17 protein-coding genes and 1 riboswitch are annotated in these 17,510 nt (G+C 69.3%); of the genes, 8 read left to right on the forward strand and 9 right to left on the reverse strand.

The window, feature by feature from the left end; genetic code table 11:
• Nucleotides 1–61 precede the first annotated feature (61 nt).
• From CTB96_RS05285 to CTB96_RS05295, 3 genes are all read right to left on the reverse strand, one after another.
• Nucleotides 62–1,120 carry a DsbA family protein gene (locus tag CTB96_RS05285; protein WP_110125809.1) on the reverse strand — a complete coding sequence of 353 codons (1,059 nt, stop codon included), beginning with the start codon at nucleotides 1,118–1,120 and terminating at the stop codon, nucleotides 62–64.
• A complete protein-coding gene (locus tag CTB96_RS05290; RefSeq protein WP_110125810.1) occupies nucleotides 1,121–2,350 on the reverse strand; it encodes an aminotransferase class V-fold PLP-dependent enzyme in 1,230 nt (409 codons plus the stop codon).
• An 82-nt stretch (nucleotides 2,351–2,432) separates the two neighbouring features.
• Complete coding sequence (locus CTB96_RS05295; protein ID WP_110125811.1) at nucleotides 2,433–4,991, reverse strand: excinuclease ABC subunit UvrA; 2,559 nt, start codon at nucleotides 4,989–4,991, stop codon at nucleotides 2,433–2,435.
• A 109-nt stretch (nucleotides 4,992–5,100) separates the two neighbouring features.
• Between CTB96_RS05295 and panD the strand changes: the two genes are divergently transcribed.
• The 3 genes from panD (at nucleotide 5,101) to CTB96_RS05310 (ending at nucleotide 7,867) form a co-directional block, all read left to right on the forward strand.
• Nucleotides 5,101–5,511, forward strand: coding sequence for an aspartate 1-decarboxylase (panD, locus tag CTB96_RS05300; RefSeq protein WP_110125812.1), 411 nt, complete (start codon nucleotides 5,101–5,103; stop codon nucleotides 5,509–5,511).
• A gap of 43 nt (nucleotides 5,512–5,554) precedes the next feature.
• The gene (locus CTB96_RS05305; RefSeq protein ID WP_110125813.1) at nucleotides 5,555–5,842 is read left to right on the forward strand and encodes a DUF1905 domain-containing protein; all 288 of its coding nucleotides are present in this window, start codon (nucleotides 5,555–5,557) and stop codon (nucleotides 5,840–5,842) included.
• A gap of 282 nt (nucleotides 5,843–6,124) precedes the next feature.
• Nucleotides 6,125–7,867 (forward strand): HNH endonuclease signature motif containing protein, encoded by a 1,743-nt coding sequence (locus CTB96_RS05310; RefSeq protein WP_110125814.1) that lies wholly within the window; start codon nucleotides 6,125–6,127, stop codon nucleotides 7,865–7,867.
• A gap of 19 nt (nucleotides 7,868–7,886) precedes the next feature.
• On the opposite strand, the gene CTB96_RS05315 is transcribed toward CTB96_RS05310, so the two are convergent.
• The 3 genes from CTB96_RS05315 to CTB96_RS05325 form a co-directional block, all read right to left on the reverse strand.
• The gene (locus CTB96_RS05315) at nucleotides 7,887–8,132 is read right to left on the reverse strand and encodes a hypothetical protein (protein ID WP_110125815.1); all 246 of its coding nucleotides are present in this window, start codon (nucleotides 8,130–8,132) and stop codon (nucleotides 7,887–7,889) included.
• A 23-nt stretch (nucleotides 8,133–8,155) separates the two neighbouring features.
• Nucleotides 8,156–8,479 (reverse strand): DMT family transporter, encoded by a 324-nt coding sequence (locus CTB96_RS05320; protein ID WP_110125816.1) that lies wholly within the window; start codon nucleotides 8,477–8,479, stop codon nucleotides 8,156–8,158.
• Nucleotides 8,480–8,490: 11 nt separating this feature from the next.
• Nucleotides 8,491–8,555, reverse strand: a riboswitch (guanidine-III (ykkC-III) riboswitch).
• A gap of 129 nt (nucleotides 8,556–8,684) precedes the next feature.
• Nucleotides 8,685–9,656 (reverse strand): FKBP-type peptidyl-prolyl cis-trans isomerase, encoded by a 972-nt coding sequence (locus CTB96_RS05325; protein ID WP_110125817.1) that lies wholly within the window; start codon nucleotides 9,654–9,656, stop codon nucleotides 8,685–8,687.
• A gap of 322 nt (nucleotides 9,657–9,978) precedes the next feature.
• Here CTB96_RS05325 and CTB96_RS20455 point away from each other — a divergent pair, with 322 nt between their 5' ends.
• Entirely contained in the window at nucleotides 9,979–10,137 is a 159-nt protein-coding gene (locus CTB96_RS20455; protein WP_181397144.1) for a hypothetical protein, read from the forward strand.
• 4 nt (nucleotides 10,138–10,141) lie between these two features.
• On the opposite strand, the gene CTB96_RS05330 is transcribed toward CTB96_RS20455, so the two are convergent.
• Both CTB96_RS05330 and CTB96_RS05335 read right to left on the reverse strand, forming a co-directional pair.
• Entirely contained in the window at nucleotides 10,142–10,936 is a 795-nt protein-coding gene (locus tag CTB96_RS05330; protein WP_110125818.1) for a GntR family transcriptional regulator, read from the reverse strand.
• An 83-nt stretch (nucleotides 10,937–11,019) separates the two neighbouring features.
• The gene (locus CTB96_RS05335) at nucleotides 11,020–12,483 is read right to left on the reverse strand and encodes an MFS transporter (protein ID WP_181397145.1); all 1,464 of its coding nucleotides are present in this window, start codon (nucleotides 12,481–12,483) and stop codon (nucleotides 11,020–11,022) included.
• 176 nt (nucleotides 12,484–12,659) lie between these two features.
• On the opposite strand from CTB96_RS05335, the gene CTB96_RS05340 reads away from it, so the two are divergent.
• Both CTB96_RS05340 and CTB96_RS05345 read left to right on the forward strand, forming a co-directional pair.
• Nucleotides 12,660–13,082, forward strand: a complete 423-nt coding sequence (locus CTB96_RS05340) for an ArsR/SmtB family transcription factor (RefSeq protein ID WP_110125820.1) — start codon at nucleotides 12,660–12,662, stop codon at nucleotides 13,080–13,082.
• Nucleotides 13,079–14,800 (forward strand): SulP family inorganic anion transporter, encoded by a 1,722-nt coding sequence (locus CTB96_RS05345; protein WP_110125821.1) that lies wholly within the window; start codon nucleotides 13,079–13,081, stop codon nucleotides 14,798–14,800. Before CTB96_RS05340 ends, CTB96_RS05345 begins: the two co-directional genes overlap by 4 nt.
• 2 nt (nucleotides 14,801–14,802) lie before the next feature.
• On the opposite strand, the gene CTB96_RS20900 is transcribed toward CTB96_RS05345, so the two are convergent.
• Nucleotides 14,803–16,074 carry a LuxR C-terminal-related transcriptional regulator gene (locus CTB96_RS20900; RefSeq protein WP_110125822.1) on the reverse strand — a complete coding sequence of 424 codons (1,272 nt, stop codon included), beginning with the start codon at nucleotides 16,072–16,074 and terminating at the stop codon, nucleotides 14,803–14,805.
• A 114-nt stretch (nucleotides 16,075–16,188) separates the two neighbouring features.
• Between CTB96_RS20900 and hxlB the strand changes: the two genes are divergently transcribed.
• Nucleotides 16,189–16,824 carry a 6-phospho-3-hexuloisomerase gene (hxlB, locus tag CTB96_RS05355; protein WP_110125823.1) on the forward strand — a complete coding sequence of 212 codons (636 nt, stop codon included), beginning with the start codon at nucleotides 16,189–16,191 and terminating at the stop codon, nucleotides 16,822–16,824.
• Nucleotides 16,825–16,862: 38 nt separating this feature from the next.
• A complete protein-coding gene (gene hxlA, locus CTB96_RS05360; protein ID WP_110125824.1) occupies nucleotides 16,863–17,486 on the forward strand; it encodes a 3-hexulose-6-phosphate synthase in 624 nt (207 codons plus the stop codon).
• The last annotated feature ends 24 nt before the right edge of the window (nucleotides 17,487–17,510 follow it).

Below are 17,510 nucleotides of genomic sequence, written 5' to 3' on the forward strand. Positions count from 1 at the left end.
AAGCTCGACCAGCGGGACAGCTCGACCAGAGGGACAAGCTCGACCAGCGGCGCCGGGCGGGCTACTGCAGACCGTCGACCGAGACCAGACCGTCGTGGCGGCGGCCGTCGAAGATGATGGTGGGGATTTTGATGGTGTCGACCTTGTCTTCGACGATCACCTTGTTGGCGGCGATGATGTCGGCGACGGTGTCGGAGCCCGCCTCGGCCACGACCACGTCGATCTGATCGGCGGACAGGCCGAACTCGTCCAGCCAGCTGGTCAGCGTCGCGGTGGCTTCGGCGGCATCCATCGAGTTGATGGTGTCCTGCCAGGGCAGCCCGGTTTCCGCCTTCTCGGTGAAGATGCGCTTGAGGACCTCCCAGTCCACCGGGGTGTCAGCACCCTCCAGCGGGTGCAGTCGCAGTGCCTCGAGGTACTGCGTCACCAGCATGGAGTTGGGGAACTTGTAGCCGTCGGTGCCCTTGATCGGGTAGGCGATGTACGTGAGGTTGTGGGTGGATTCGAAGCCGGATTCCTCGATGTTCTGGAACAGCGCCCGGCAGAAGGTGCAACCCGGGTCGATGACCTCGACGGCGGTGGGGTTGGCGGCATCCTCGGTGAGGTAGCTGGCGTTGGCGGGCAGGTAGTCGTCGGCGGTCCAGGTCTGGAACCGGGCCGGGATGGCCGCGAAGGTCTCGCCCAGGCTGGCGAACTCGTTGCCGAAGGCGCCGATCACGTCGAACGCGCCGAGTGATTCCATGAAGCCGGGCGTCTCATCCGGGATCGAGCAGGCCTCGGCGCCGAGGGTGCAGGATGCCGAGTCCTGCTTGTTGCAGGTGCCGTAGACGTAGAGGTTGACCGCGCTCTTGACCACCGTGTAGCCCGACCAGATGGTGGTGAGGATCACGAGTACAGCGAGCACCTCGAGGGTGATGCTGGCGGGCTTGACCAGGCTGGGCCGCCGGGCCGCGATCGGGGCCAGGATGTGGTCCTTCACGTCTTGTTTGAACGTCGTGTCGCAGGGCCGGAAGGTGACCCGGCGCCAGACGCAGTTCCAGGCCTTGCCGACGTAGCGGCGGTAGCGGGCCGAGAAGGCGGCCATGACGACCAGGACGATGAATGCGGCGATACAGAACACTTAGGAGAGGCCTTTCAGCAGCCGGGCGAGTGCTTGCGTGGCCGAGTCGATGTCCGACGCGGTCGAGTGCAGGCCGAGGGAGAAACGCAGCAGCGGGGGCAGGTCCAGCTGTTCCTTGAGGTAGTGGTGGGCGCAGAAGTAGCCGCTGCGCACCATGATCTGGGAGTGCGAGAGGAACACCGCCAGCCGGTGCGCGTCCTGCGCGGCGGCGTAGGCGCTGATCACCGGGCTGGGGGTGTTGTTCAGCAGCGTGAGCCCGGGAATCTCGGCCAGGCCGTCGTAGAGCCGGGTCGAGAGCGCCGACAGGTGGTCGGATGGGGCCAGGCCGCCGGGCCGGGTGTCACCGAGCCATTGGATGGCGCGGCCGAGCGCGATGATCTCGCCCCAGGCTTGCAGGCCCGGTTCGAGCAGCGCCCCCGGGTCGCCCTGCACGAGGTCGAAGTCCTCTTCGCGCACATCCTGCACCATGCCGCCGCCCACGAAGCTGAGTTCGAGCGAGGCGAGCAGGTCGTGCCGGGCCACGACGACGCCGAGGCTGGCGCCGTACATCTTGTGGGCGGAGAAGCAGACCGCATCCGCCTCGGTCTTCTGCAGCAACGCGCGGCCGTGGCCCATCGCCTGGGCCGCGTCGATGATGACGATGCCGCCGCGGGCGTGGGTGTCGCGCACGAGGTCGGTGAGGTTCACGAGCTGGCGGCCGTCGACGTTGGAGGCGGCGTTGACCACCACCACGGCCTTCTCGAGTTGGGCGGGTTCGTAGAGCAGGGCGCCGTCGGCGGCGCGATCCAGCACCAGGCGTGGCACCCCCAGCCGGCGGGCGGCGGTGATGGTGGGCAGGAACACCGAGTTGTGCTCGATGTGGCTGGTCACCACGCGGTCGAAACGACCCAGCGGCAGTTGCTGCAGCAGCAGGTTGAGGCCGTAGGTGGTGTTGAGGGTGAAGGAGGTGGCATAGGTGCGGGCAGAGAGCCCGAGCAGCCCGAGGACGGCCTTGCGGGTGTCGGCCACCTGGGCATCCACCTTCTGGCCCCAGGCGTATTTCACCCGGCCACCACAGGCGTTGTAGCTGGTGTAGTAGTCGGTGAGGGCGTCGACGACGGGCTGTGGGCGCAGGCTCTGGCAGGCGGCGTCGAGGTAGATCTCGCCGGGTTGCAGGTAGGCGAAGTCGTCCTGCCGGCTCGTGCCGAGCGGTGCCGCGGTTGACTTGCGGAACAGCGTGCTGCGCTTCATTTTCTCAACTCCCGGCTCAGCTTAGAATCGGGGTCGAATCCGGAATGGGGACCAAAGTCCCTTTTGACCGGGGGAGAGCTCTTTACACAGCTAGCTCCAAGCGTGCGCGGAGGTAGGGCGCCGTGCGGCTGTGCGGATGCGCCGCGACCGTCGCCGGGGTGCCCTCGGCCACGATCCGCCCGCCTGCGGTTCCGCCGGCCGGGCCCAGGTCGATCACCCAATCGGCGGAGGCCACGACGTCCATGTCGTGCTCCACCACGACCACGGTGTTCCCGGCGTCGACGAGCCGGCCGAGCTGGGTCATCAGCAGCTCCACGTCGGCCGGGTGCAGGCCGGTGGTGGGTTCGTCGAGCAGGTAGAGGGTGTGGCCGCGGCGGGCGCGCTGCAGCTCGGTGGCCAGCTTGATCCGTTGCGCCTCCCCGCCGGAGAGCTCGGTGGCGGGCTGACCCAGTCGCAGGTAGCCGAGGCCCACCTCGCGCAGGGTCTCCAGGCTGCGGGATGCGCTGGGCACGTCGGCGAGGAACTCCGCCGCCGCGTCGACGGTAAGGCCGAGCACCTCGGCCACGTTCTTGCCCCGGTACAGCACCGCGAGGGTCTCGGCGTTGTAGCGGGACCCGCCGCAGGCCGGGCAGGGCGCATAGCTGCCCGGCAGGAAGAGCAGCTCCACGGCCACGAAGCCCTCGCCCAGGCAGGTGTCGCAGCGGCCGCCGGCCACGTTGAAGGAGAACCGGCCGGCGCCGAAGCCGGCGGCCCTGGCCGCATCCGTCGCCGCGAAGGTGGAGCGCACGGCGTCGAACAGTCCGGTGTAGGTGGCCAGGTTGGAGCGCGGGGTGCGGCCGATGGGCTTCTGGTCCACCCGCACCAACCGGTCGATCGCGCCTGCGCCCGTGACGCCGTCGACGAGGGTGGCCCCGGTGTCGTCGTCTGGGGTGTCGTCTTCGGCGGTGTCGGCGTCGACCGGCGCGGGGTCGGCCGGGCCCTGGCGCAGTTCCCGGCCAACGGCATCCGCCAGCACCCGGCTTACCAGAGTGGACTTGCCCGAGCCGGAGACGCCGGTGACCGCGGTCAGCACGCCCAGCGGCACCCGCACGTCGAGATTCACCAGGTTGTGCCGGGTGACGCCGGCCAGGCCCAGCCACAGGTCGGTTTCGCGCTTGGCGGGCACGACGCCGGACGCGACCGGGAAGAGGTAGTCGCGGGTGACGGAGGTGGGCACCTCGGCCAGCCCGGCGACCGGGCCGCTGTAGAGCACCTCGCCGCCGCCGTCGCCGGCGCGCGGGCCCACGTCGACGAGCCAGTCGGCGCGGCGCACCACATCCATATTGTGTTCGACAACGAAGACCGAGTTGCCGGATGCCTTGAGCTGTTCGAGCACCACCAGCAGCGGTTCGGCGTCGGCGGGGTGCAGGCCGGCGGAGGGCTCGTCGAGCACGTAGATCACGCCGAACAGGCCGGCGCGCAGCTGGGTGGCGATGCGCAGGCGCTGCATCTCGCCGGGGGAGAGGGTGGGGGTGGCGCGGTTAAGGCTGAGGTAACCCAGGCCCAGGTCGACCAGCACGGCGAGCCGGCGCACCAGGTCGCCGGCCAGGGTGACGGCCACCTCGGTGATCTCGCCCGACTGAGCGGAACGGTGCGACCCGGCAGCCCCGGTGAGCTCGGCGGTGGGCCGCAGCACCTCGGCGAGTTCGCTCAGCGGCAGGGCGTTGAGTTCGTTGATCGGCCGGCCCGCGAAGAGCACCGCCAGGGCGTCGGCCTTGAGCCCGCTGCCGCCGCAGAGCCGGCACGGGCCGGTCTCCACGAATTCCAGCACCCGGTTGCGCATCTGGGCGCTCTTGGAGTCGGCCAGGGTGTGCATCACGAAGCTCTTCGCACTCCAGAACCGGCCCTTGTACGGCTTCGCCACCCGGTCGCGCTGCGGGGTGACCTCCACCACCGGCTGTTCCTCGGTATAGAGGAGCCAGTCGCGGGCCTCGCGGCTGAGCTGCGACCAGGGCAGGTCGATGTCGTGGCCGAGCACGGCCGTGATGTCGCGCAGGTTCTTGCCCTGCCAGGCGCCCGGCCAGGCGGCGATGGCGCCGTCGCGGATGCTGAGGCTTGCGTCGGGCACCAGCAGGGCTTCGGTGACCGTGTGCGAGATGCCCAGCCCGTGGCACTCTGGGCATGCTCCCATGGCCGTGTTCGGCGAGAACGAGTCGGAATCCAGGCGGAGGTCGGAGCCTTCGGGATACGTGCCGGCGCGGGAGTAGAGCATCCGCATCGAGTTGGACAGGGTGGTGACGGTGCCCACCGTGGAGCGCGAACTGGGCGCGCCGCGGCGCTGCTGCAGGGCCACGGCCGGGGGCAGCCCGGTGATGAGATCCACGTGTGGGGTGTGGCCCTGCTGGATCAGCCGGCGGGCGTACGGCGCCACCGATTCGAAGAATCGGCGCTGCGCCTCGGCGAAGATAGTGCCGAAGGCCAGGGACGACTTGCCGGAGCCGGACACCCCGGTGAAGGCGACAATGGCGTCGCGTGGCACGTCTACGTTCACGTCGCGCAGGTTGTTCTCGCGCGCGCCGCGCACGCGCACGAAGCCGTCGGCGCCCGGGTGAAGGTCGGGGAGAACGGTAACGGTGGTCGAAGCGTCTGGAGTGTTCGGCATCCGATCGACTCTAGTTCGACCCACTGACAGTTCGGCCAGTGCCGGTTCGCCCTCCCGACAGCGGGCGCGTATCGTCGAACAGGTTGATCCTCGAAAGGCCCCCGCGCACATGCGACGCACCATGTTCAAGTCCAAGATCCACCGCGCCACCGTGACGCACTCCGCCCTGCACTACGTGGGGTCGCTCACCGTCGACCTCGACCTGCTCGATGCCGCCGATCTGCTGCCCGGCGAGTTGGCCAGCATCGTGAACGTGAACAACGGCGCGCGGTTCGAGACCTACCTGATCGCGGGCGAGCGCGGCAGCGGCGTGATCGGCGTCAACGGCGCCGCCGCCCGGATGGCGCACGAGGGTGACCTCGTGATCATCATCTCCTACGCCCAGATGGGCACCAAGAAGGCGCGGGCATACGTGCCCACCGTCGTGCACGTGGATGCGCAGAACCAGATCGTCTCGATCGGAACCGACCCCGCAGAGGCGCAAGGCGACGACCTGCAGAGGCCGCCGTTCGCGGTCTGAGCGGTCACTCCCACCGCGCCCGTGCGGCCGCTATCGTAGGGCCATGGAATTCAGGTTCCGGGGCGAAATCTGGTACTGGCGCGGGCCGTCGCCGTTTCATTTTGTGACCGTGACGGCCGACGAGAGCGCCGTCAGCGCCGAGCTCGCGCCCGGAGTCAGCTACGGCTGGGGCATGATCCCGGTGCTCGTGCGAATCGGCCACTCCGAGACCACGACGTCGCTCTGGCCCAAAGACGGCGGCTATATCGTTCCGCTCAAGAAGTCACTCCGCGAGAGCGAGGGTCTCGAACTGGGCGACACCGTCGCCGTGACCCTGCGACTCGGCGGCTAGCACGCTCCCGCCGCCGGCCCCCGGTGCCGCTCGAGTCTGTCGAGACCCCGCGACCCGACCCATGTGTCGCGCCCGTCCCGCTGGTCGAGCTTGTCGAGACCCCGCGTCCCGGCTGTGTGTCGCGCCCGTCCCGCTGGTCGAGCCTGTCGAGACCCCGTGACCCGAACCTAGTATCGCGATCACAAGAAAACCCAGTCCAGAAGCATTTTCCGAGCCAAAAAAAGTTATCCACAACTCGCACAACCAGCACACAAAGCTACGACATCGAGCTATTCTCACTGTATGTCCACCATCGCAGACACCTTCGACATCGGCACCCAGCCAGTGTCGCTCGCGCCTGCCGATTCGTCGGCAGAGGCGCTGGTGGCCGCGGCCGGCGCCGTCGCTCGGCTGGGCACCTGCAGCGCCGACTTCGACGCCCTCCCCGACGCGGACCTGCTCGCCGCGCAACGCGAAATCACCCGGCTGCAAACCCTGACCACAACCCGGTCGGTGTGGGTCGCCAAAGCCATCGCGGAACGCTCCCGCCCCGAGCTGGGTCAGAAGGGCCTGGCGAAGCAGCAGGGCTTCCTCACCCCGGGTGATTTGATGCAGGACCTCACCGGGGCCAGCCGGGCCGACGCCCGGAAACTCATCGACGTGGGCCGGATGCTCGCCGACAGTGACGCCGCCGAAGCCGCCGCCCGGGCCGCCCAGGCCGACGCCGACGCGGAAGCCGCCCGCCGGCTGCTCGACGACAACAACAGCGACGGAGGTGACAGCGGTGACAGCGCCGATGCGGTTCCGCCCGTGGCGCCGGTGGTGGTGGTGCCGTTGCCGTGGCACACCCCGATCGCCCACGCCGTCACTGATGGCACCCTCTCCGCCGCGCAAGCGCACGCGATCCGCACCGGGCTGGGCGATATCGACACCGTCGTCACCGCCGACGTCCTCGCCGAGAACCTGACGACTCTGCTCGAGGACGCCCGAAACCTCACCATCGACGAGTTGATCCGCCGGGCACGGCGGATGCGGGACCGCCTCGACGAAGCCGGCATCAGCAAGCGGGAACAGAAAGCCTGGGAAGACCGGTACCTGCGAATCTGGACCCTGGAAACCGGCCAGGTGCGCATCAACGGGCTCTTCCCGCCTGAACAGGGCGCGTACATCACCGCCGTCGCCGACAGCCTCACCGGGCCCCGCCGGGGCGGTGTGCACTTCGTCGATCCCGACCGGGCCGCGTGGGCGCAAGCCGTGCAGGACGACCCGCGCAGCACCGACCAGGTGACCGCCGACGGCTTCATCGACCTGATCAAGGCCGGCAGCACCGTCAACCCGAACCGGATGCTCGGCGGGCGTACCCCCGCTGTCCGCATCCTCAAAACCCAGCAGCCCACCGCCCAGCAGCCCGGCCCGTCAGCTACCGAACAGCCCACCAGCCCACTGGCCGCCCCACTGACCGGCCGGCCGGAGACCCAGCAGTCCATCCGGCCGACGGCCGACTCGTCACCCGTGCCACCGCTGGGGCCGCCGCTGCAGTTGCTGCGGAACCCGGACGACGTCCTCGTACCGCTACCCGATGGCACCGGGCACGGCTACATCGAAGGGAACCCCGCCCCGGTCTCGCAGGAAACCCTCGACCGGTTGATTTGCGACTCCGGCACCGTCGACATCACCTTCGACTCCCGCGGTCAACCGCTCGACGTCGGCCGGGACGAACGCCTGTTCACCCCGGCGCAACGCATCGCCCTGGCCGCCCGCGACGGCGGCTGCATGTGGGGAGACTGCACCAAACCACCCTCCCAAACCGAAGCCCACCACATCGACCACTGGAAACGCGACGACGGCCGCACCGACATCCGCCTCGGCATCCTGCTCTGCAACCCCCACCACCGACTACTGCACAACCAAGGCTGGCAAATCCTCGAACACCACGGCCGCTACTGGCTCAGGCCACCCGCCACCGTCGACCCCGGCCAAAGCCTGATCGAACTACACAGCAAAAGCCCCGCCGCGCTCGAGCAGCACGAGCACGGCACGCACTGAAGTTGGCATCGGCGGCGCACTAGGTCTCGACAAGCTCGAGCAGCGAATTCTGCGGGGTCTCGACAAGCTCGACCAGCGGGTCGTGCGGGGTCTTGACGGTCTCGATCAGCGGGTCGTGCGGGACTTTGACGGGTTCGACCAGCGGGTCGTGCGGGACTTTGACGGGTTCGACCAGCGGAGCGTGCGGGACTTTGACGGGTTCGACCAGCGGGTCGTGCGGGTCCTCGACGGGCTCGACCAGCGGGGGCGTCGCGGGGTCGACCACCGAAGCGGGCGTCGGGCGGCGGGTCAGTGGCCGCCGTCGACGAGCTTGAGGCCGATGACGCAGCCGACCAGGCCCAGGATCAGCAGGACCTTCAGCAGCGAGGCGGGTTCGCCACCGAAGATCATGGCGTAGAGCACCGTGAGCGACGCACCGATTCCCACCCAGACCGCGTAGGCGGTTCCGACGGGGATGGTGCGCATCGCCATCGCCAGGCCCGCCATGCTGAGTAGCAATGCACCGGCGAAAACCACGGTGGGCCAGAGCTTGGTGAAGCCCATCGACTTGCCGAGGGCTGTCGCCCACACGGCTTCGAGAACACCGGACACGATCAAAATGATCCACGACATGACAGAACTCCCGTGGCCAGTCTTGTCGCTGTCCGGGTACTGATCCGTCGTCCGGAACCGCAGGAAGCGGTTCACAGCAGAATAGCCGGGCACTCTGTGCAGGCGCTGGGCAAGCTCGCGCACGACCGAGAAAAAGCCCCGCCGGCCGAGTCCTCGAAGCAGTCGGGGTCTCGGCCGGCGGGGCCGGGATTGTGCGGGGCGTCGCCTACGCGGCGTCGATGATGTCGACGACGAAGACGAGGGTGTCGGTGGCGCTGATGCCGGCCGTGTCGTTGCCGCCCTCATAGCCGAGCTCTCCCGGCGGAATCACGATGACGACCTGCGAACCCACGGTCTGGCCGACCAGGCCCTGGCTGAAGCCGGTGATCAGGCCCGAGATCGGGAACGAGGTGGGTCCGACGTCCCAACTGGTGTCGAACTCCTTGCCGGAATCCCAGATCAGGCCGCTGTACTGCACGGTCACCGTGGACGTGTCGGTGATGGCCGCGCCGTCGCCCTTCTTGAGCACCTCGACCGCGAGTTCGGTGGGCGGGTCGCTCTTGGGCATGGTCACGGTGGGCGCGCCGTCATCGGCGAGCTTCACGGTGGGGAAACCGTCGGTGGGCTCCTGGTCCTCACCCGTGGCACGGGTGGGCAGCTTCTCCTTGATGTCGATCACGAAGAGCATCTGGTCGGTGGCGGCCACACCCAGGTCGGTGTTGCCGGTGTCGCCGAAGCCGTCGTCGGGCGTGATGACCACGGCAACGCGGTCGCCCACGTTGGAGCAGGCGACACCCTTGAGGATGCCCTTGATCGCGGTCTGGGTGGTGCTCACGTTGACCGTCAAGCCGGCGTCGTCGCCGAAGCCACCGGCGGTGAGCTTGGCTCCGGTGGTGGCGTTGTACGCGGCGTAAGCGATGGCGACGGAGTCGCCCTCTTTCACGGCCTCGCCGGTGCCTTCGGTGAGCACGCTGCGCTCGGTCGTCTTTGCCGCCAGCGGGCTCGTGAACGTCACGGTGGGCTCAGCGCCCGGGTCGCCGGCAACGGTGACCGCGTCCGACGTGGTGCCGGAGTCGGTGCACTCGATCGCGGCCGCCGAGGCAGTCGGCGTCGACGTCGCATCAGGCGACGACGCGCATCCGGTGAGGGCGACGGCGGCTAACGCCGTAAGGGTGAGAATGCTAGGAAGAGTGCGCACGCAGGTGTCTCCAGTCAGATTGGGCCTCGGACAGTCTGACCCCTCTACCTATGCGTGCGCTGAGTCCGCCGCCCGGAGAGGCTCCACGAGCCCGGGAATTGGGACCTTCGACCCCATAAATCCCCCGAACTGGGTGGGTGCCGAGTTCTAAGCTGGATGCACGGACTTCCTGAATTTGGAAGCCGAGCTGGTCGATGGTGACCGAACCCACCGACAGTGGCGCCACGTTCATCACGGCAACGTTTTCGTTTGATTGACGCCCTGCCTCATGCAGTCGAACGCCGCTCGAACGCGTGAAAGCAAGTCAAGAGAAAGAGCCCACGTGTCCGACACCAAGTCGACCTCAGCAAATGCCGTCACCACCGCCCGGTGGGAGAGCCTGAAGCGCGCGTATTTCATGCGCACCAACCGCACCGCCCCGGTCGGATCGCTGCCGAAGGCTTCTGCCGCGGCCACAGTCGCCGACCCGAACGCCGAGTAGTCCTCTAGCGGTAGCTCGTGTTCGCCCGAAAATAGGTGCGGCTCGCGGCGTAGTAGATGTACTGCAGTTCCCGCGGCACGTCATTGGTGTCGTAGAGCACCCGCTCGCTGATCAACAACGGGGACGCCGGCGCCAGGCCGAGCGCCGCGCAGGTGTTCGGATCTCCCTGCAGCGCCTCCACCGAGGTCGTACTCCGCAACAGTGGTAGGCCGAAGTGCCGCTCGAACGATTTCGGCAGGTCATCCCCGGGTTCGGCCACGAAGGGGACCCTCGGTGTGACGTCAGGCGCCCAGTAACAGGTCTCGACGCAGAACGGCACGCCGGCCGACGAGATCAGGTACTCGGCCATCGACACGTCGGACTCCGGGCCGAGCTCGAGCTGGGCGCGGATCACCGGCGAACCCGGCACCACCTCCGCATAGATCGGGGCGATGTCGTAGCGGTCCAGGGCGCCATCGGGCAGCCCCACGTCGTAGCGCTCGCTGGCATCCAGCGGCAGCCCGATTTCCACGCCGTCGAAACTGTCCCGAACCTTGGTGCCGATCCGGGGCAGTCGCTCCACCAACCCGTCGTCGGCCAGCTGAGACAGCGCGCCGCGCACCGCCTGGCGGGTGGTGTTGAATTGCCGCATCACGGTCGCCTCAACGAGCATCTCGCCGTTCTGCACCACCTGGGTGCGGATGGCGGTGCGCATCAGCGCGTAGACCCGGCGCACCTCGTTCTGCTTCGGCTCGCCCAGGATGCGCAGGGCGGCAGCACGCCGAAAGGCCGCGCGTTCTTCGTCCCGGCGGTCTTCCATTCTGCGTGTCCCTCCTTGTGGGGGCTGGCGGCCGGTGAACCGGCATCCATTCAACGATAAAGGAGAGCCGTGGGCGAGGCGGTTCAGACCACCGTCACCGCGCGCAGGTGGATGGGCGGCAGAGCGGCGATCGCCGTGATGGCGGGCAGCACGAGCAGCGCCGACAAGCCGAACAGCAGCGGCATCCCCTCAAAGTAGGCACCGGCCAGACTGGCGCCGCCGGCTTGCAGTGTCTCCACCCGGTAGGTGAGCACCGAGCCGAGCACGACAAAACCGATCGTGCCGCCGAGGGCGAGGAAGAAGCCGATCGACGCGCTCATCGAGCCGACGGTGTGGAAGGGCACGGTGGTCTGCGCGGTGATGGTGAGGTTCTGCAGCACCGCGCCGAGCCCGCAGGCCAGCAGCACCGTTCCGGTGACGGCCATCACGATGGGGGAGAAGTCCATCAGGAAGAGCACCACATTGCCGGCGAAGAGCGAGATCGCGCCCACCAGCATCACCGGGCGCACCCGCCCGGTGCGGCTGATGAACCGCCCCGCCGCGAACGCGCTGCCGACGGTGCCCAGCGCCATCGGGGTGAGTAGCAGGCCGGCGGTCACCGGCATCAGGCCCACCCCGAGCTGCAGGTACTGGGTGATGAACACCGAGCCGCCGAACAGGGTGGTGCCGGCGAAGAACGCCGCGATGATGCAGAGCAACGGGGTGCGCGCCGCGAGCAGGCGGAGCGGCAGGATCGGGTCGGCGGCGCGCAACTCGACGAACCAGACGGCCACCAGGGTGAGGATGCCCACTCCGCCGCTGATCACGGCCAGCGGCACGGCGTCGGCCACGGTGGGCAGCACGGAGACGCAGATCAGCAACGACGTCACTCCCACGGCGATCAGGCCGGCGCCGGCGAAGTCCGCCGGCATCCGAGTGCGGGGCTGGCGCACGATGTGCAGGGTCGAGGCGATCACCAGGATCGACACCGTGGCGGCCGGCACGCTGAGCAGGAAGCACCACTGCCAGCCCAGACCGGAGGTCTGCACGATCAGCCCGCCGATGATCGGGCCGCTCAGGGTGGCGGTGGTCTGCATGCTGGTGAGCCAGGCGTTCACCCGGCCGCGCTGACGGGGTTCCACCAGCGCGGCGGTCACGATCACGATGAGTGCGATCACGCCGCCCAGGCCGATGCCCTGCAGCGCGCGCCCCACGATCAGCTGGGTGGTGTTGGGTGCGAGCCCCGCCACCAGCGAGCCGGCCGCGAAGAACAGCAGCGCGGCCTGCAGGATGCCCTTGGGATTGAACCGATCGCCGAGCTTGCCCCAGATGGGCACGGTGGCAGTGTTGCCGAGGATCGTGGCCGCCACGATCCAGGTGGAGTGCGACGGCGGCCCCTCCAGATTCTGCAGGATCGACGGGATCGAGGTGGCGACGATGGTCGCGCTCAGCCCGGCCACGAACTGGGCGATGAGGAGGCCGCTGAGCGGCACCACGAGCGGACGGAGCGACACGAGGTGGGCTCTGGGGGGATACGGCTCGGGGCGGTGCGGCTTCAATGCGGTCACGGTTCTCCTGGTTTCTTCGAGCTTGCCAGCCCGATGTTGCCGCCGGATTGCGCCGGGTGGCTGCAGGCCGGTGGAGTGTGTCAGCCGTATTGCGCCATCCGTGCGCGGGGTCGTTGCGGGCCTGATCGGGACCTTCGTCCCCGTCCTCGCAGCTGGCTCGGCGATATGATGAATTTATGGAATCACTCAGTCAGGAACTGCCCGACCCGTTCACGGATGCGAATCGCCCGCTCTACGAGGTCAAGGCCAACCTGTTCAAGGGGCTCGCGCATCCGGTGCGCGTGCGGGTGCTCGAGGTGCTCGCCCATGCCGAGACCGACCTGTCGGTGTCCGACCTGCTCACCGACACCGGCCTGGAGGCCTCGCACCTGTCCCAGCACCTCTCGGTGCTGCGCCGGCACAACCTGGTGCTGGCCGAGCGGCGGGGCAGCCTGGTCTTCTACCGGCTGGCCTACCCGCAGGTCGCCGACCTGCTCGCGGTCGCCCGGCAGCTGCTCGTGGAGGTTCTCGAGACCACCCAGCAGAACCTGATCAACACCGTGGGCCTGCGCCCGCTCGTTTCGACGGATGCCGCGTCGCGCGCCGCGGTGACCCGGTGAGCGTGGTCGGTACGGCCGCCACCCGCACCGGGCACTACCTGCGCGCGCTGCTGCCCAGCTGGCAGGACTACCGCGACGTGAAGCGCACCTGGCGCGGCGACCTCGTCGCCGGCCTCACCGTGGGCATCATCGCGCTGCCGCTCGCCCTGGCCTTCGGCGTCAGCTCCGGCGCCGGCGCCGAGAGCGGACTCATCACCGCCATCGTGGCCGGCGTGATCGCGGCGGTGTTCGGTGGTTCGAACATCCAGGTCTCCGGTCCCACCGGCGCCATGGTCGTGGTGCTCGGCCCGGTCGTCGCGGCGCACGGGGTGGGCGTCGTCGCCATCCTCAGCCTGATGGCCGGCCTGATCGTCATTCTGGCCGGGGCGCTCAAGCTCGGCCGCGCGGTCACCTTCATTCCCTGGCCGGTGATCGAGGGCTTCACCCTCGGCATCGCCGTCATCATCTTCCTGCAGCAGGTGCCCGCCGCGATCGGCTCGAAAGCCGGGCCGAGCAGCAACGCCTTCGTCGCGGCCGTGCAGTCCGTCGGCACCGTCGACTGGTCGACCGTGATCGTGCCCGTCGCCATGGTGCTGCTGGTCGCGGCGATCATGCTGCTGGCGCCCAAGGTGCACAAGAAGCTGCCCGGTTCGATCGTGGCCATCATCGTGGTCACGATCATCGCCAACCTGGCGAACCTGCCGCTGGCCCGCATCGGCGAGCTGCCCGCGTCGCTGCCGTTGCCGATGCTGCCGCAGCTGGATGCCGGCCTGCTCGGCTCGTTGATCGGCCCGGCCCTCACCATCGCGGCGCTCGCCGCGATCGAGTCGCTGTTGTCGGCCCGGGTGGCCGTGTCGCTCTCCGACACCGGCCCTTACGACGCCGACCGCGAGCTGGTGGGCCAAGGCCTCGCCTCCATCGCCTCCGGCTTCTTCGGCGGCATGCCCGCGACCGGGGCGATCGCCCGCACGGCCGTGAACATCCGGTCGGGCGGCCGCACCCGGCTCGCCGCCATCGTGCACTCGATCGTGCTGGTGGGCGTGGTCTACCTGGCTACCGGGGTGGTCTCGCAGATCCCGCTCGCGGCTCTCTCCGGGGTGCTGATGATGACCGCGGCGCGCATGATTTCGGTCGCCACCGTGCGCAGCATCATCGGCTCCACCGGCTCCGACGCCACGGTGTTCATCATCACCGCGCTCGTGACGGTGTCGGTCGACCTGATCGTGGCCGTGGGCATCGGCATCGCTGTGGCGGCGTTCTTCGCGCTGCGGTCGGTGTCGGCCTCCAGCGGGGTGCATCGGGAGGAGCTGCCCGGCACGCCCGTCGCCGGCGACGAGCGCATCGCCCTGTTCCGGCTCGACGGCGCACTGTTCTTCGGCGCGGCCGAGCGCATGCTTGAACGGGTCAATCAGACCAGCCACATCACCGTGGTCATCATCCGCATGTCGCAGCTGCAGGTGCTCGACGCCACCGGCGCCCGGGTGGTCACCGAGATGATCCAGGCGCTCGAACGGCGCGGCATCACGGTGCTGGTCAAGGGCATCCAGCCGCGGCACCTCAAGCTGGTCACCCGGGTCGGCGTGATCACCTCGCTACGGCACCGCAACCACCTCTTCACCGAGCTCGACGAGGCGATCGAGCACGCCCGCAGCCACGTCACCCGGGCCGCGGCGGCCGGCGGCAGCACGGATGTGGCCGAGTTCGGCTGGACCTCCACCATCCGGTTGCCCCGGGACTAGGCTCAGCGGGCGAGCGACGCCAGTTCGGCGCGGGTGGATGCGCCCACCTTGCGCAACAGGTTGGCCACGTGGAACTTGACGGTGTTCTCGCTGATCACGAGCTCCGCCGCGATGGCCTTGTTGCGCGCACCGGAGGCCACGAGTGCGAGCACGCCCTGCTCGCGCGGGCTGAGCCCCCACTCCGAGGCGGGGGTGAGCGGAGCCAGCGGGGCGTCCAGCGGCAGCGACACGGTCAGCTCCGAGCCCCAGCCGGCGGTGGCCTGCACGTCGAAGCTGCCGCCGAGCGCGGCGACCCGGGCGGTGAGCGGGGCAACACCGGGGGAGTCGGTGCTGAGCGTGCCGGCGCCGTCGTCACGTATCTGGATGAGCAGGTTGCTGCCGTCGCAGTCCCACTGCACCCGTACCCGGTTCACCCCGGCCTGCTCCACCAGGGCCAGCACCGCGCCGCGCACGATCGCGCGGCCGGCCTGGGCCACCTCGCCGGGCAGGGCGCGGCCGTTCGCGGGCGGCTCGATGAACTGCACATCGAGGTCGCCGAAGCGCACGAGCGGTCGCAGGTCGTCCCGCAACCGGGCGAACGCCTGCGCCACCGGTTCCTCGGCCAGCGACTTGTCCCGGTCGCTCACCGCGCGCAGGGTCACCATGGCACTCGCGGCCAGCTCGGTGGCGGTCTGGCGCGCCGCCTCGGCGCTCACACTGCCGGAGCGGAGCACCGCCAGTAGGGACTCCAGTGTGGTGGAATGCGCATCCGTGAGGTCGGCGATGAGCTTGGCCCGGTCGGCGGAGGCGGCGCGCGAGTCGAGCAGGTAGGCGGGGGGAGCCGCGGCCACCTGCTGGGAGATGCTCGTGGCGACGAGCTGCCAGAGCCGGCCGACCACCGCCAGGGTCGACTCCGGATCGGCCGCGCCGGTCATGGTGAGTGCGGGGTCGGTGAGCACCAGCAGCGCACCGGTGGACGCCGTCCAGGCGGTGATCGGTCGGTCGACGCCGCCGATGACAGCGCGCTGGCCCCACGGGTCGGACGGTTCGGTGCTGAGCCAGCGCCGCACGGTGTCGAGTTCGACCAGGGTGACCTTGTCGATGATCGCCGGGTTGCCGGCCTTCTTCTGCGGCCGGCCGGTGCAGTCCTCCGTGAAGATCACCAGGGCGCTGTGCCCGATCAGCGGCTGCAGCAGGTCGGAGAAGCCGCCGGCGATGTCGAGCAGTGAGCTGGCGACTACGCCGTGCAGGGCATCGAGCAATTCGATTGAACGGGCGGTTCCGAGCGATCTCATCGGGTCAGCCTACCCGAAGGTGCCGTGGCGGAGCGGGCTGGCCTACCCGTCCGGGTAGGCAGGCCGCCCATTCGGCGGGCCGCATGTCCGCCCGGCGGCGGCGAGCATGGAGGAATGGTCTTCACCGATTCACCCCGCAGTGCGGCAGACGATCCGGCCGGCGTTGCCCCGCCGGCGAGCACGGTTCCGTCAGTGTTGGGTGCGCTGCAGCAGATTCTTGCCGAGAACGCGGCCCTCTTCACCCGGCTGCCCCCGGAGGCGGAGGCGAACCTCGCTGCCGTGGCCGACAGGCTGCGCACCGCCGACCGGGTCTTCGTGCTCGGCGCCGGGCGCTCCGGCCTCGCGCTCGGCATGACGGCGATGCGGCTCATGCACCTCGGCCTTGCCGTGAACGTGGTCGGTGAGGTCACCACACCCGCGATCCGCGCCGGCGACGCGCTGCTCGTGGCCAGTGGCTCCGGCAGCACCGCCGGGATCGTGCGGGCTGCCGAGACCGCGCACGGCGTGGGCGCGAGCGTGCTGGCCCTCACGACGGCGGCCGACTCCCGGCTGGCCGACCTGGCCGACGTCTGCGTGATCCTCCCGGCCGCCCAGAAACAGGACCGCGGCGGCTCCGTCTCGGCGCAATATGCCGGTGCGCTGTTCGAACAGGCGGTGGTGCTGGTCGGCGACGCCCTCTTCTTCAGCCTGTGGCGGGCATCCGGTGCCACCGCCGACGAGCTCTGGCCGCGGCACGCCAACCTCGAATGACCCTTTCGACCACCCCTCTCAACAGAAAGCAGTTCCCCATGAAGCTTCAGGTAGCAATGGATGTTCTCACCACCGCCGACGCGCTGGCCCTGGCCGGCAAGGTGGCCCCGTACGTCGACATCATCGAGCTCGGCACCCCGCTGATCAAGGCGGAGGGGCTGCGCGCGGTCACCGCGATCAAAGAGGCCCACCCCGACAAGATCGTCTTCGCCGACCTCAAGACCATGGATGCCGGCGAGCTCGAGGCTGACATCGCGTTCACGGCCGGTGCCGACCTCGTGACCGTGCTCGGCACGGCCGGCGACAGCACGATCGTGGGCGCCGTCGCGGCTGCCGCCAAGCACAACAAGGGCATCGTCGTCGACCTGATCGGCGTCGCCGACAAGGTCACTCGGGCCCGTGAGGTCATCACACTCGGCGCCGTTTTCGTGGAGATGCACGCCGGTCTCGACGAGCAGGCCGAGGCGGGCTTCTCGCTGGACACCCTGCTCAGCGCCGGCGCGACCGCCCAGGTGCCGTTCTCCCTGGCCGGCGGTGTCTCGGTCGCCACTATCGCCGCCGTGCAGCAGGCCGGCGCATCCGTCGCCGTCGCCGGTGGCGCGATCTACGGTGCGGCAGATCCCGCTGCCGCCGCCGCCGAGCTGCGCGCCGCCATCAGCTAGCTTCCGCCCCGCTCGCGCCGAGCC

The sequence above is a fragment of the Cryobacterium arcticum genome, from assembly GCF_003185895.1.
Taxonomy (GTDB): domain Bacteria; phylum Actinomycetota; class Actinomycetes; order Actinomycetales; family Microbacteriaceae; genus Cryobacterium; species Cryobacterium arcticum.

Bases quoted from the DNA above. Each gene is read 5' to 3' on its own strand.
- CTB96_RS05290 (WP_110125810.1), bottom strand. From the start codon at position 2,350: ATGAAGCGCAGCACGCTGTTCCGCAAGTCAACCGCGGCACCGCTCGGC.
- CTB96_RS05295 (WP_110125811.1), bottom strand. From the start codon at position 4,991: ATGCCGAACACTCCAGACGCTTCGACCACCGTTACCGTTCTCCCCGAC.
- panD (WP_110125812.1), top strand. From the start codon at position 5,101: ATGCGACGCACCATGTTCAAGTCCAAGATCCACCGCGCCACCGTGACG.
- CTB96_RS05305 (WP_110125813.1), top strand. From the start codon at position 5,555: ATGGAATTCAGGTTCCGGGGCGAAATCTGGTACTGGCGCGGGCCGTCG.
- CTB96_RS05310 (WP_110125814.1), top strand. From the start codon at position 6,125: ATGTCCACCATCGCAGACACCTTCGACATCGGCACCCAGCCAGTGTCG.
- CTB96_RS05320 (WP_110125816.1), bottom strand. From the start codon at position 8,479: ATGTCGTGGATCATTTTGATCGTGTCCGGTGTTCTCGAAGCCGTGTGG.
- CTB96_RS05330 (WP_110125818.1), bottom strand. From the start codon at position 10,936: ATGGAAGACCGCCGGGACGAAGAACGCGCGGCCTTTCGGCGTGCTGCC.
- CTB96_RS05340 (WP_110125820.1), top strand. From the start codon at position 12,660: ATGGAATCACTCAGTCAGGAACTGCCCGACCCGTTCACGGATGCGAAT.
- CTB96_RS20900 (WP_110125822.1), bottom strand. From the start codon at position 16,074: ATGAGATCGCTCGGAACCGCCCGTTCAATCGAATTGCTCGATGCCCTG.
- hxlB (WP_110125823.1), top strand. From the start codon at position 16,189: ATGGTCTTCACCGATTCACCCCGCAGTGCGGCAGACGATCCGGCCGGC.
- hxlA (WP_110125824.1), top strand. From the start codon at position 16,863: ATGAAGCTTCAGGTAGCAATGGATGTTCTCACCACCGCCGACGCGCTG.